The sequence below is a fragment of the Promicromonospora sp. NPDC050249 genome (assembly GCF_040656015.1).
Lineage (GTDB): Bacteria > Actinomycetota > Actinomycetes > Actinomycetales > Cellulomonadaceae > Promicromonospora.
This window is the reverse complement of sequence record NZ_JBFAKY010000039.1, coordinates 40,774-52,824: the sequence shown is the minus strand read 5'-3', so window position 1 is coordinate 52,824 and position 12,051 is coordinate 40,774. Positions and strand designations below refer to the sequence as shown.

Below are 12,051 nucleotides of genomic sequence, written 5' to 3'. Positions count from 1 at the left end.
ACCTCGGGCTCCCCCCACTAGCTGGGTTTGGCGTGGCCCTGGCCTCTGCCCTGGGCCGCGCCGCTCTTCCCCACCACCACCCCCCCCCCCAACCCCCCCCCCCCCGACCGAAGTCGGCGAGGCCGGCGGGGCATGTGACCGAAGTCGGCGAGGCCGGCGGGGCATGTGACCGAAGTCGGCGAGGCCGGCTCAGTGCCCAGCGGAACTCAGTGCCAGCGGAAGAGGCGGGCGGCGCCCGCGCCGAGCGCGGCCGTCCAGGCCAGCAGGATCACCACGGAGAACGGCGGCACGGAGCCGTGCAGCAGGGCGCCGCGCATCGCCTCACCCAGCGCTCCGGAGGGGAGGAGCACCGCGACGTGCGCCAGCGGGCCGGCGAGCTGTGCGGCGGGCAGCAGCACGCCGCCGCCCACCGTGAGCAGCACGAGCACGAGGTTGGCCACGGCGAGCACGCCCTCGGCGCGCAGGGTCCCGGCGAGCAGCAGCGCGAGGGCGGTGAACGCGGCGGTCCCGAGCAGCCCCGCGCCGACGACGGCGGGCAGCGCGCCGAGCTCCGGACGCCAGCCGAGGGCTACCGCGACGCCCGCGATGACGAGCACCTGCACCACCTCGACCGCGAGCACGCCGAGCACCTTGCCGGCCAGCAGCCCGCCGCGGCCCAGCGGGGTGGTCGCCATGAGGCGCAGCACGCCGTTGCGCCTGTCGAACGCGGTGGCGATGGCCTGGGACGTGAACGCCGTCGACATCACGGCGAGCGCGAGCACGCCCGGCGTCACGAAGTCGATACGCGTGTACCCCTGCGTGTCGAGGTCGAGGAACGAGGTGCGCACGAGCCCCACCAGCACCAGCACGGGCAGCACTATCGTCACGAGCAGCTGCTCGCCGTTGCGCAGGATCGCGCGCGTCTCGAAGGAGGCCTGGGCGGCGATCCGGCGGGCCACGGGCGCGGCGGCCGGTGCGGTCTGGACACTCATCGCAGGTTCCGTCCGGTGAGGTCGAGGAAGACGTCCTCGAGGGTGCGGCGGCCGGTGCTGACCGACCGGGCCAGCACGCCGCGCTCGGCGAGCCAGGCGGTCACGACCGCCAGCGCGGCGGGATCCACCGCCCCGGTCAGCGTGTACACCCCGGCCTCGCCCTCGCCGCCCGCCCAGTCCCCGGTGGTGTTGAGGGTGGTGAGCAGCGGGGTCAGGTCCAGGCCCGGTGTGGCCTCGACGCGGAGGGTGCCCGGTCCCGTGCTCGCGTCGGTCAGCTCGCGCACGCTGCCGGACGCGATGACCTTGCCGTGGTCGACGACGTGCACGTGGTCGGCCAGGTCGGCGGCCTCGTCCATGAGGTGGGTCGTCAGGACGATGGCGACGCCGTCGGCCCGCAGCTCGCGCACCAGGTCCCAGACGGCGCGCCGGCTCTGCGGGTCCATGCCGGCGCTGGGCTCGTCGAGGAAGACGACGTCGGGACGGCCGACGACCGCTGCGGCGAGGGCGACCCGCTGCCGCTGCCCGCCCGACAGGCGGCGCACGGTGGTGCGCGCGAAGCCGTGCAGCCCCAGCCGTTCGGCGAGCTCGTCCACGGGTCGCGGGCTGGCGTACATCGCGGCGACGTGCCGCAGCAGCTCCAGCGCGCGCACCCCGGTGGGCAGGCCGCCGTCCTGCAGCATCACGCCGACGCGGGGGCGCAAGGCCCGGGCGTCGGCGACGGGGTCGAGGCCGAGCACGCGGACCGTGCCGCCGTCGGGGGAGCGCAGGCCTTCGCAGCACTCGATGGTCGTCGTCTTGCCCGCACCGTTGGGGCCAAGGACCGCGGTGACGGCGCCCTGGCGGGCGACCAGGTCGAGGCCGTCCACCACCGCGCGGCCGTCGTAGCGTTTGACGAGGCCGCGCACCTCTACGGCGACCGCGTGGTCGCCGTCGGCCGTACCGGAGGCGCTGACTGTGGTGGCGCCCGCGGTGGCCGCCTGGGCGGAGTCGATCGCGGGCGCGTCGGACAAGGACACCGGACAATCGTAGGTGGCGGCACGCGGACCGTCGTCGTGCGACGTGACCTGGGTGTGGATCACACGTGTGAGATGTGTCGCGATCGGGCGGAACTGAGGTTCGCCTTCCTTGCGCATCTCGAATTAGGGAACAAGGATGTTCTCAAAAGCATTGGCGTCTACGAGGCGTGCACACCGAGGGTGAAGTTTGCCTCCGGACCGACGCGAGATCGACGTAGACCGGCGCAGGACCGACGTGAGGGAGGTGACCAGCATGAGCGCAGCGACACAGGTGGCGGCGGGCCACGTGGCGAGCCACGAGACCGACGGCACCACGCGTCGGCGAGTGCTCGAGCTCGTCGCTTCCCGGGGCCCGGTCACCGCAGGCGCCCTCGCCGCCGTCCTGGAGCTGACGGCGCCCGCCGTGCGCAGGCACCTGACCCTCCTGGAGGAGGACGGCAAGATCGCCGTCCACGAAGCCTCGCGGTCGGGCGTGCCCCGCCGTGGGCGCCCCGCCCGGCGGTACGTCGTCACGGGCGGCGGCCAGTCCGAGCTCGCCGGCGGCTACCAGGAGATCGCGCGGCAGGTCCTGCGGTTCCTGCGCGAGACGGGTGGCAGCGAGGCGGTGGTGGGCTTCGCCAAGGAGCGGTTCGACGCCGTCGCCCGCAGCTACGCGCCGCACCTCACCGCGGAGACCGCGGAGGGCCGCGCCGCCCAGCTCGTCCAGCTGCTGTCCGCCGACGGTTACGCCGCCTCCGTGCGGCCCGTCCCTGCGCCGCTGAGCGGTCCCACTGCAGGCACGGTCGCCCGTGCGGTGCAGCTCTGCCAGGGGCACTGCCCGGTCCAGCACGTGGCCGAGGAGTTTCCCGAGCTGTGCGAGCAGGAGGCCCGCGCGTTCAGCGAGCTGCTGGGCTCGCACGTCCAACGCCTCGCGACCATCGCGGGCGGTGCGCACGCGTGCACGACGAACATTCCCGTGAACATCCCCGTGAACCTGCCTGTGAACATCCCCCTGAACCACCCCGCGAAGACCCCCACCGAAGGAAAGTGATGAGCGCAGAAACGCAAGCGCCAGAGCAGCGCTCCGACGATGAGATCATCGCCAGCATCGGCTCTTACGAGTACGGCTGGCACGACAGCGACGCTGCGGGCATGTCCGCGCAGCGAGGCCTGAGCGAAGAGGTGGTTCGCAACATCTCGGCTCTGAAGAACGAGCCCGAGTGGATGCTGAACCAGCGGCTCAAGGCCCTGCGTCTCTTCGGCAAGAAGCCCATGCCGAGCTGGGGCTCCGACCTGTCGGGCATCCACTTCGACAAGATCAAGTACTTCGTGCGCTCCACGGAGAAGCAGGCCACCTCCTGGGAGGACCTGCCTGACGACATCAAGAACACGTACGACAAGCTCGGCATCCCCGAGGCGGAGAAGCAGCGTCTTGTCGCGGGCGTCGCCGCCCAGTACGAGTCCGAGGTCGTCTACCACCAGATCCGTGAGGACCTGGAGGAGCAGGGCGTCATCTTCGTCGACACCGACACGGGCCTGCGCGACTACCCGGAGCTCTTCCAGGAGTACTTCGGCACGGTCATCCCCGCCGGTGACAACAAGTTCTCCGCGCTGAACTCCGCCGTGTGGTCGGGTGGCTCGTTCGTCTACGTGCCGCCGGGCGTGCACGTGGAGATCCCGCTCCAGGCCTACTTCCGGATCAACACCGAGAACATGGGCCAGTTCGAGCGCACGCTGATCATCGCCGACGAGGGCTCGTACGTGCACTACGTCGAGGGCTGCACGGCGCCGATCTACACCTCCGACTCCCTGCACTCGGCAGTCGTCGAGATCATCGTGAAGAAGAACGCCCGCGTTCGCTACACGACGATCCAGAACTGGTCGAACAACGTGTACAACCTGGTCACCAAGCGCGCCACGGCCGCCGAGGGTGCCCAGATGGAGTGGGTCGACGGCAACATCGGCTCGAAGGTCACCATGAAGTACCCGGCGATCTACCTGCTGGGCGAGCACGCCCGCGGCGAGACGCTGTCCATCGCCTTCGCCGGCGAGGGCCAGCACCAGGACGCCGGCGCCAAGATGGTCCACGCGGCGCCGAACACGGTGTCGTCGATCGTCAGCAAGTCCGTGGCGCGCGGCGGCGGCCGCACGTCCTACCGCGGTCTGGTGCAGGTGCTCGAGGGCGCCAAGCACTCCGCGTCCACCGTCCTCTGCGACGCGCTGCTGGTCGACCAGATCTCCCGCAGCGACACCTACCCCTACGTCGACGTCCGCGAGGACGACGTCTCCATGGGTCACGAGGCCACGGTCTCGCGGGTGAGCGAGGACCAGCTGTTCTACCTCATGTCCCGGGGCATGGAAGAGACCGAGGCCATGGCCATGATCGTGCGCGGGTTCGTCGAGCCCATCGCGCGCGAGCTGCCCATGGAGTACGCACTCGAGCTCAACCGCCTCATCGAGCTGCAGATGGAAGGGTCCGTCGGCTGATATGACGACTGCTACCACCGATCTGACGACAGATCACACGCGCGCTGTTGCCGACGGCGCCCACACGCACGGCGCCGTCAAGCCCCAGGGCTCACGGGCCGAGCGCCGTACGTCCTTCGACCTGGCGGACATCCCCGTCCCCAACGGCCGCGAGGAGGAGTGGCGCTTCTCCCCGGCGGACCGCCTCCAGCCGCTGTTCCAGGCCGAGCTCGGCGCCTCGGGCGTCACGGTCCAGGTCACCGCGGCCCCCGAGGTCACCGTGGAGACCGTCGGCCGCGACGACGCACGTCTCGGCACCGCCGGCCAGCCCGGCGACCGCACGGCGGTCACCGCGTGGAACGCCTTCGAGCAGGCCACGATCGTGACGATCCCCAAGGAGGCCGTTGCCTCCGACGTCACCTCCGTGCGCCTGACGGGCGTGTCGAAGGACGCGACGGCGGCCCACGTGCTGGTCCGCGCCGAGCGGCACTCCGAGGCAGTGGTGGTCCTGGACCACGACGGCAGCGGCACGCTCGCCGAGACCGTCGAGATCGTCGTCGAGGACGGTGCGCAGCTCACCGTCGTCAGCGTCCAGGACTGGGCCGACGGCGCCGTGCACGCCTCCTCGCACCGCGCCCGCCTGGGCCGCGACGCGAAGCTCAAGCACGTCGTCGTGACGTTCGGCGGCGATGTCGTCCGCGTCACGCCGGACGCCGAGTTCACCGCCCCCGGTGGTGAGGTCGAGATGGTGGGCCTCTACTTCGCGGACACGAACCAGCACCAGGAGCACCGCCTCTTCGTGGACCACGCGGTACCGGACTGCAAGTCCCGCGTGACCTACAAGGGCGCCCTGCAGGGTGCAGGCGCGCACACCGTCTGGGTGGGTGACGTCCTGATCCGGGCGGCCGCCGAGAACACCGACACCTACGAGCTCAACCGCAACCTCGTCCTGTCGGACGGCGCACGCGCTGACTCGGTGCCGAACCTCGAGATCGAGACCGGTGAGATCGCCGGCGCCGGCCACGCCAGCGCCACCGGCCGGTTCGACGACGAGCAGCTCTTCTACCTCCAGGCTCGCGGCATCCCCGAGACGGAGGCGCGCAAGCTCGTCGTGCGCGGCTTCTTCGCCGAGCTCATCCACGAGATCGGCATCCCGTCGGTCGAGGAGCGCCTGCTCGCCTCCATCGAGGCCGAGCTGGAGAAGTCGATGAGCGTGATCACCGGAGCACCGACCGCATGACCGCGCAGCTGGCCTGTATGACCGACGACCTGGGACCGGAGGAGGCGATGCTCGTGGAGCTCGACGGCGCCGACGGCGCCCCGGTGCCCGTGACCGTCGCCCGTGACGCGGACGGCAACTTCCACGCCATCTCCGACATCTGCTCCCACGGTGCGGTCTCGCTGTCCGACGGCGAGGTGGAGGGCTGCCTGGTCGAGTGCTGGCTGCACGGCTCCCAGTTCGACCTGCGGACCGGTCAGCCGATCCAGCTTCCGGCGGTGCGCCCCGTGCCCGTCTACCCGGTGACGGTCGACGGCGACAAGGTGCTCGTCGACATCGACGCCACCGTGCCTGTTTCCTGAATCTTCTGACTTCGCAAGCAACCCTGGAGTAATCGATATGCCCACCCTCGAGATCCGCGACCTGCACGTCAGCGTCGAGACCAAGGAAGGCCCCAAGCCGATCCTGCGCGGTGTCGACCTGACCATCGCCAGCGGCGAGACCCACGCCATCATGGGCCCCAACGGCTCGGGCAAGTCCACCCTCGCCTCCGCGCTCGCCGGCCACCCCAAGTACACGGTCACCTCGGGTACCGCCACGCTCGACGGCGAGGACCTGCTGGAGATGTCCGTCGACCAGCGCGCTCGCGCCGGCCTGTTCCTCGCCATGCAGTACCCGGTCGAGGTCGCCGGCGTGTCGGTCGCGAACTTCCTGCGCACTGCCAAGACCGCCATCTCCGGCGAGGCCCCCGCCCTGCGTACGTGGGGCAAGGAGGTCCGGGGCGCGATGGAGAACCTGCGCATGGACCCGGCCTTCGCCGAGCGTTCCGTGAACGAGGGCTTCTCCGGTGGTGAGAAGAAGCGCCACGAGATCCTGCAGATGGAGCTCTTCAAGCCCCGCTTCGCGATCCTCGACGAGACCGACTCCGGCCTCGACGTCGACGCGCTGCGCATCGTGTCCGAGGGCGTGAACCGGGCCAAGGAGCAGACCGACATCGGCATCCTGCTCATCACGCACTACACGCGGATCCTGCGCTACATCAAGCCCGACTTCGTGCACGTCTTCGTCGACGGCAGGATCGCCGAGGAGGGTGGCTCCGAGCTGGCCGACCGCCTCGAGGAAGAGGGCTACGACCGGTACCTCGTCAACACCAAGACGGTCTCGGCCTGATCCACCGCTGACGCATCTGCTGATGCTCTGCTGATCTTCTGCAAGGGGACACCATGACCACCACCGCCACCGTGCGACCGGGCAACCAGGAACCGCAGGCAGCCGCTGCCGCGGGGGCCGTGCCTGTCGAGACGCAGCTCTCGACGACCGAGCTGGCCGCCGTCCGCGCGGACTTCCCGCTGCTCGAGCGCACGGTGCGGGGCGGTCAACCCCTCGTGTACCTGGACTCCGCCGCGACCTCCCAGAAGCCGCAGGTGGTGCTCGACACCGAGGTGGACTTCTACGAGCAGCGCAACGCCGCGGTACACCGCGGTGCGCACCAGCTCGCCGAGGAGGCCACCGAGGCGTTCGAGCAGGCGCGCGCGGCGGTGGCGGCGTTCGTCGGGGCCGACGACGGCGAGATCGTCTGGCAGCCGGGCGCGACCGCCGCGATCAACGTCGTGGCGTACGCCTTCTCCAACGCGTCCCTGGGACGCGGGGGAGAGGCCGCCGCGCGGTTCCGGCTGGCGGCGGGCGACGAGATCGTCGTCACCGAGGCCGAGCACCACGCGAACCTCGTGCCGTGGCAGGAGCTGTGCGCCCGCACGGGCGCCGTCCTGCGCTGGATCCCGGTGGGCGACGACGGCCGGCTCGACCTGTCGAACCTCGACGCGGTCGTCACCGAGCGCACCAAGGTGCTGGCCTTCGGGCACGTGTCGAACGTGACCGGGGCGGTCGCGCCCGTCGCCACGCTCGTCGCGGCGGCGCAGCGGGTGGGCGCCCTCACGGTGCTCGACGCCTGCCAGTCCGTGCCGAACATGCCCGTGGACTTCCACGAGCTCGGCGTCGACTTCGCCGCGTTCAGCGGGCACAAGATGCTCGGTCCGACCGGCGTCGGCGCGCTGTACGGGCGGCGCGAGCTGCTCGAGGCCATGCCACCCACCGTCACCGGCGGGTCGATGGTCGAGGTCGTGACCATGGAGAGCACCACGTACGCGCCGCCCCCGCAGCGCTTCGAGGCGGGCACCCAGATGGTCGCCCAGGCGGTCGGCATGGGGTGCGCGGCCCAGTACCTCGACGAGCTCGGCATGGCCGGCGTCGCCCGGCACGAGACCGAGCTGGCCGCCGAGATGCTGAAGATCGCCGACATCCCTGGGGTCCGGGTGATCGGCCCGCTCGACACCGCCGACAGGTTGGCGGTCGTCTCGTTCGTGGTCGACGGCGTGCACGCGCACGACGTCGGACAGGTGCTGGACGACAAGGGCATCGCCGTCCGCGTGGGGCACCACTGCGCGCAGCCGCTGCACCGCCGGTTCGGGGTCGCGGCGACGGCCCGCGCGTCGGCGTCGGTCTACACGACCGTCGAAGAGGTAGTGGCGTTCCGGGAAGCGTTGGCGGGGGTCCGCGCGTTCTTCGGAGCAGAATGAGAACGTCGGCAAGGCTGTTCGGACGGTTGTCCGGACGATCGAGAGAGGCAGCGTCGTGAGCACGCTCGAGCAGATGTACCAGCAGGTGATCCTGGACCACGCGAAGCGTCCGGTGGGCCACGGCCTCGTCGACCTCGCATCGGTGGAGGGACACCTCGCGGGGGAGTCGCACCAGGTGAACCCGACCTGCGGCGACGAGGTGACCCTCCGGGTCGACGTCACGCCCGAGGGCACGGTGGCCGGCGTCTCGTGGGAGGGGCAGGGATGCTCCATCTCCCAGGCGTCGGTGTCGGTCATGACGTCGCTGGTCGAGGGTGCGCCCCTGGCCGAGGTGGCGCGGCTCGACGGCCTGTTCCACGATCTGATGTCGTCCCGCGGCAAGGGCCTGGACGACGACGCAGCGGAGGACGCCCTCGGGGACGCGACAGCGTTCACCGGTGTGTCGCAGTACCCCGCGCGAATCAAGTGCGCGCTGCTCGGCTGGGCAGCGCTCAAGGACTCGCTGGCGCGCAGTGGCGCGCTGGCAACGAGCTGAGGAGAGACCGATGACTGAGGCGAGTACCGAGGTCGGGCAGGAAGCCCCGGCCGCTCCCGCTGAGGGAGTGGGCCCGTCGCCCACCACTGCGGTGGACGTCGAGGAAGCGATGCGCGACGTGATCGACCCCGAGCTGGGGATCAACGTCGTCGACCTGGGCCTGGTGTACGGCATCCAGGTGGACCAGAACAACCACACGACCATCGACATGACGCTCACGTCGGCGGCCTGCCCGCTGACGGACGTGATCGAGGACCAGACCGCGCAGGCACTCGAGGGCATCGTCGACGGGTTCCGCGTGAACTGGGTCTGGATGCCGCCGTGGGGTCCGGAGAAGATCACGGACGACGGCAAGGAGCAGCTGCGGATGCTCGGGTTCAACGTCTGAAGCCCAGCATTCTGGGACTCGGTCAGGTCGTCCAGCACGGCCGGGCAGCACGGATTCGAAACGCGCCTCGCGAGCGGCAACGGCGGCTTCCTGCGGAACAGAAGGTGTTCCGCCGCAAGTCCGGCTGACCCCTCGGTGTTGAAGGCCGCTGACCTGGTGAACGACCGGGCCGGCGGCCTTCGTCATACCTGATGCGGCTCAGGAAACACCCGAGGCGCTCCTCGGTCATGCCAGCCTGCAGGCCACACGTGGGTATGTCGCCGTGTTCCCGTGGTCAACGAGTCCCGGAGGGAGCCCGGCTGCAGGTCGCGCCGCGACGGCGCGGGGTCGCGAAGCTGGGCGACGTTAGGCGGCGGGCCGATCAAGGCCCTGCACCGTCGCCACGAATGCGGCGATCAGCCGAGACTTTCGGCCCTGCTCCCAGCCCAGATGGACCTCGGTCGGCGGAAGGTCCGTAACGGGAACGAATCGGACGTCACCCCGACGGTAGAACTGGGCGGTCGACAACGGGAGAATCGCGATTCCCTGCCCTACCGCCACCAGCTCGAGCTTCTCCTCGACGGTGCGGCTCAGCGATCGTGCCGGCCCGCGTCGTCGGCGCATCTCGGCGGCGATAGCGGCCCATTCCGGCACGGCGGCCGGGTCCTGTAGGAGGTGCTCGGCGGCGAGGTCGTTCATCAACACACCGGTCGCCGTCGCCAGCTCGTGCTTGGCCGGCAGCATGACCACTCGCGGTTCGGAGAAGAGCAGCTCGGTCGAGAGTCCGGCGGCGTCGAAGGGGCGCCGCAGGTAGCTCACGTCCGCACGACCATCATGGAGCACCTGCACCTGGTCCTCCCAGCCGGTGCGCATGACCTGGATCGTCACGTCCGGGTTCGTGCGCTGGAATTCCCGCACAGCCTCGGCGACCACCAATCCCGGCATGAATCCGACAGTGAACACGGCCTCGCCACGCGCGGAGGTCATGACGCGGCGTCGCACCGCGGCCGCGGTGGCGAGCAGCGCCTCGGCTTCTCGATGGAGCAGCCGACCGTGCTCGGTCAGCTCTGTGCCACGCCTGTCGCGGACGAACAGCTGCACACCGAGCTCATCCTCGAACGCTCGGATCTGCCGGGACAGGACCGGCTGGGCGATCATCAACGCCTCGGCCGCGCGTCCAAAGCTCAGCTCGTCGGCCACCGCCAGGAAATACCGCAACTTGCGAAGATCCAGATCGGGACTCATCACCCAAGCCTTCCACAACTCGCTGATACCCGTTAGGTCTCACGGCTCACGAAAGAGGTCTTGGACGAAGAGCCGTCCCGACGCTGAGACTCGGTGTGGATTCGACGAAAGGAACCCCCATGTCTCTCACCAACCAGCGTGTCGTCGTCATCGGTGGCACGTCCGGTATCGGCCTGGCGACGGCGCATGCCGCCGCCGAAGCTGGAGCGCAGGTCATCATCGCCTCGAGTCGGCAGTCGAGCATCGATGCCGCCCTCGGCGAGCTCTCCGCCGACACGACCGGGCACGCACTCGATGTTCTCGACACTCGTGCGGTGCAGGCGTTCTTCGACGAGGTCGGTGAGTTCGACCACCTCGCGTACACGGCGGGAGAGTCTCTCCGCCTCATGCCGGTGGACGGGATGGACATCGACCAGGCGCGCGGCTTCTTCCAGGTCCGGTTCTTCGGAGCGCTGAGCACCGTCAGCACGGCCGCCGAGCACATCCGCCCTGGTGGGTCGATCACTCTCACCTCGGGTTCGGCTCGGACCCGGCCCGGCTCCGGGTGGTCGGTCGCATCGAGCCTGTGCGGAGCAACCACGAGCCTCGCCGGTGCGCTGGCCGTGGAGCTGGCACCGCTTCGGGTCAACGTCGTCGAACCGGGCATCATCCGCAGCCCGCTGTGGAGCGGTATGAGCCCTGAGGACCAGCAGGCGATGTATGACCAGCAGGCGGAGCTGCTCCCCGCCGGCCGTGTCGGGGAGGTCGACGACGTCGCCCAGGCGTTCCTCTACTCGATGACGCAATCGTTCATGACCGGCACCTCCGTTCCGGTCGACGGCGGCGCCCTCCTCGTCTGACCACGGACGACCGTGAGAGGGACCATGTCTCTCTCGAACCGCCTGGCAGCGTGTCCGCCGCTCGACCCGACGCCGTGCTGTGGTCGACCCGCCCGCCGGCCGGCGGGCGGGCGGGCGGCGGCTGGCCCCTGCCCGGCCTGATCATGCGGCCTCGTTTCCTGAACCGATCCTGACTGCCAAGTCGACTCCAGCCCAGCTCGGGCCTCTTACCGAGACCGCTTGCCGGCGTCGAGAGAGTCCGCAAAGTTCTGCAACAGCTCCGGCTTGGTCGCGTTGGAGCGGTCGAGAGTGGTCTGCAGTGTCTGGGCGAGCGTCACTGCGCCGAGCGCGTCATCGACCGCGCGTTCGACCGCCTCGTAGGTCTCGCTCAGGACCGACCCGACGCTGTAGCCGACAGGACAGTCCGACGAAGGCGTCGACTTGTGTAGTGCGAAGAGTTCATCGTGATCCACGGCGTGGCGGATGTCTCTCATGGTGATCTGATCGGCCGGCCGCTTCAGCGTCCATCCTGCTGGCGTGCCCCGGTGCGATTCGACCAGCCCTGCTGCCTGGGCGGCGCCGAGCAGTCGCCGCACGACAACCGGGTTGGTCTGAATGCTGTGCGCAATCTCGTCGGAGACGGCTGGTCCGCCGCCCAGCTGGCCTTTCAGGGCGATCCATGCCAAGGCGTGCGTGGCGATCGTCAACCGTGAGTTCCCGCTCATAGAGCTCCTTTCAGCGACCGGGGCCCGCCGCGCCAGGCGGGCAGTCCGGATCCGTCCTTGCAGTGGTGTAACAGATGTGGTTACATCATGGTGTAACACTCAAGGTTACATCGACCCTCGTGCGCGTCACTGAA

General features: G+C 69.9%; 13 protein-coding genes. 9 read left to right on the top strand and 4 right to left on the bottom strand.

What is annotated here, in order from left to right:
• Positions 1 to 206 precede the first annotated feature (206 nt).
• A complete protein-coding gene (locus AB0I32_RS23670; protein WP_357510500.1) occupies positions 207 to 971 on the bottom strand; it encodes an ABC transporter permease in 765 nt (254 codons plus the stop codon).
• Positions 968 to 1,987: an ABC transporter ATP-binding protein gene (locus AB0I32_RS23665; protein ID WP_357510498.1), complete on the bottom strand. Its 1,020-nt coding sequence runs from the start codon at positions 1,985 to 1,987 to the stop codon at positions 968 to 970. Before AB0I32_RS23665 ends, AB0I32_RS23670 begins: the two co-directional genes overlap by 4 nt.
• A 253-nt stretch (positions 1,988 to 2,240) precedes the next feature.
• Between AB0I32_RS23665 and AB0I32_RS23660 the strand changes: the two genes are divergently transcribed.
• The 8 genes from AB0I32_RS23660 to AB0I32_RS23625 are packed head-to-tail and all read left to right on the top strand — an operon-like array spanning position 2,241 to position 9,150.
• Entirely contained in the window at positions 2,241 to 3,017 is a 777-nt protein-coding gene (locus tag AB0I32_RS23660; RefSeq protein WP_357510496.1) for a helix-turn-helix domain-containing protein, read from the top strand.
• On the top strand, positions 3,017 to 4,453 hold the full coding sequence (gene sufB / locus AB0I32_RS23655; protein ID WP_357510494.1) for a Fe-S cluster assembly protein SufB: 1,437 nt from the start codon (positions 3,017 to 3,019) through the stop codon (positions 4,451 to 4,453). Before AB0I32_RS23660 ends, sufB begins: the two co-directional genes overlap by 1 nt.
• Position 4,454: 1 nt before the next feature.
• Positions 4,455 to 5,672: a Fe-S cluster assembly protein SufD gene (gene sufD / locus AB0I32_RS23650; RefSeq protein WP_357510492.1), complete on the top strand. Its 1,218-nt coding sequence runs from the start codon at positions 4,455 to 4,457 to the stop codon at positions 5,670 to 5,672.
• On the top strand, positions 5,669 to 6,013 hold the full coding sequence (locus AB0I32_RS23645) for a non-heme iron oxygenase ferredoxin subunit (protein WP_357446543.1): 345 nt from the start codon (positions 5,669 to 5,671) through the stop codon (positions 6,011 to 6,013). Before sufD ends, AB0I32_RS23645 begins: the two co-directional genes overlap by 4 nt.
• A gap of 37 nt (positions 6,014 to 6,050) precedes the next feature.
• Positions 6,051 to 6,821: a Fe-S cluster assembly ATPase SufC gene (sufC, locus tag AB0I32_RS23640; RefSeq protein ID WP_357510490.1), complete on the top strand. Its 771-nt coding sequence runs from the start codon at positions 6,051 to 6,053 to the stop codon at positions 6,819 to 6,821.
• Positions 6,822 to 6,874: 53 nt separating this feature from the next.
• A complete protein-coding gene (locus AB0I32_RS23635) occupies positions 6,875 to 8,227 on the top strand; it encodes a cysteine desulfurase (RefSeq protein WP_357510488.1) in 1,353 nt (450 codons plus the stop codon).
• Between the two features lie 55 nt (positions 8,228 to 8,282).
• On the top strand, positions 8,283 to 8,762 hold the full coding sequence (sufU, locus tag AB0I32_RS23630) for a Fe-S cluster assembly sulfur transfer protein SufU (RefSeq protein ID WP_357510486.1): 480 nt from the start codon (positions 8,283 to 8,285) through the stop codon (positions 8,760 to 8,762).
• A gap of 10 nt (positions 8,763 to 8,772) precedes the next feature.
• A complete protein-coding gene (locus AB0I32_RS23625; RefSeq protein ID WP_275007227.1) occupies positions 8,773 to 9,150 on the top strand; it encodes a metal-sulfur cluster assembly factor in 378 nt (125 codons plus the stop codon).
• 345 nt (positions 9,151 to 9,495) lie between these two features.
• On the opposite strand, the gene AB0I32_RS23620 is transcribed toward AB0I32_RS23625, so the two are convergent.
• Positions 9,496 to 10,374, bottom strand: coding sequence for a LysR substrate-binding domain-containing protein (locus AB0I32_RS23620; RefSeq protein WP_357510484.1), 879 nt, complete (start codon positions 10,372 to 10,374; stop codon positions 9,496 to 9,498).
• Positions 10,375 to 10,493: 119 nt separating this feature from the next.
• Here AB0I32_RS23620 and AB0I32_RS23615 point away from each other — a divergent pair, with 119 nt between their 5' ends.
• Positions 10,494 to 11,213, top strand: a complete 720-nt coding sequence (locus AB0I32_RS23615) for an SDR family oxidoreductase (protein ID WP_357510482.1) — start codon at positions 10,494 to 10,496, stop codon at positions 11,211 to 11,213.
• A 206-nt stretch (positions 11,214 to 11,419) separates the two neighbouring features.
• Here the strand turns inward: AB0I32_RS23615 and AB0I32_RS23610 are convergent, their stop codons facing one another.
• Positions 11,420 to 11,917, bottom strand: coding sequence for an Rrf2 family transcriptional regulator (locus AB0I32_RS23610; RefSeq protein WP_357510480.1), 498 nt, complete (start codon positions 11,915 to 11,917; stop codon positions 11,420 to 11,422).
• Positions 11,918 to 12,051 lie beyond the last annotated feature (134 nt).

What these genes read in the sequence shown, in the direction of transcription:
- AB0I32_RS23670 (WP_357510500.1), bottom strand. Translation starts at nt 971, where the DNA reads ATGAGTGTCCAGACCGCACCGGCCGCCGCGCCCGTGGCCCGCCGGATC.
- AB0I32_RS23660 (WP_357510496.1), top strand. Translation starts at nt 2,241, where the DNA reads ATGAGCGCAGCGACACAGGTGGCGGCGGGCCACGTGGCGAGCCACGAG.
- sufB (WP_357510494.1), top strand. Translation starts at nt 3,017, where the DNA reads ATGAGCGCAGAAACGCAAGCGCCAGAGCAGCGCTCCGACGATGAGATC.
- sufD (WP_357510492.1), top strand. Translation starts at nt 4,455, where the DNA reads ATGACGACTGCTACCACCGATCTGACGACAGATCACACGCGCGCTGTT.
- AB0I32_RS23645 (WP_357446543.1), top strand. Translation starts at nt 5,669, where the DNA reads ATGACCGCGCAGCTGGCCTGTATGACCGACGACCTGGGACCGGAGGAG.
- sufC (WP_357510490.1), top strand. Translation starts at nt 6,051, where the DNA reads ATGCCCACCCTCGAGATCCGCGACCTGCACGTCAGCGTCGAGACCAAG.
- AB0I32_RS23635 (WP_357510488.1), top strand. Translation starts at nt 6,875, where the DNA reads ATGACCACCACCGCCACCGTGCGACCGGGCAACCAGGAACCGCAGGCA.
- AB0I32_RS23625 (WP_275007227.1), top strand. Translation starts at nt 8,773, where the DNA reads ATGACTGAGGCGAGTACCGAGGTCGGGCAGGAAGCCCCGGCCGCTCCC.
- AB0I32_RS23620 (WP_357510484.1), bottom strand. Translation starts at nt 10,374, where the DNA reads ATGAGTCCCGATCTGGATCTTCGCAAGTTGCGGTATTTCCTGGCGGTG.
- AB0I32_RS23615 (WP_357510482.1), top strand. Translation starts at nt 10,494, where the DNA reads ATGTCTCTCACCAACCAGCGTGTCGTCGTCATCGGTGGCACGTCCGGT.
- AB0I32_RS23610 (WP_357510480.1), bottom strand. Translation starts at nt 11,917, where the DNA reads ATGAGCGGGAACTCACGGTTGACGATCGCCACGCACGCCTTGGCATGG.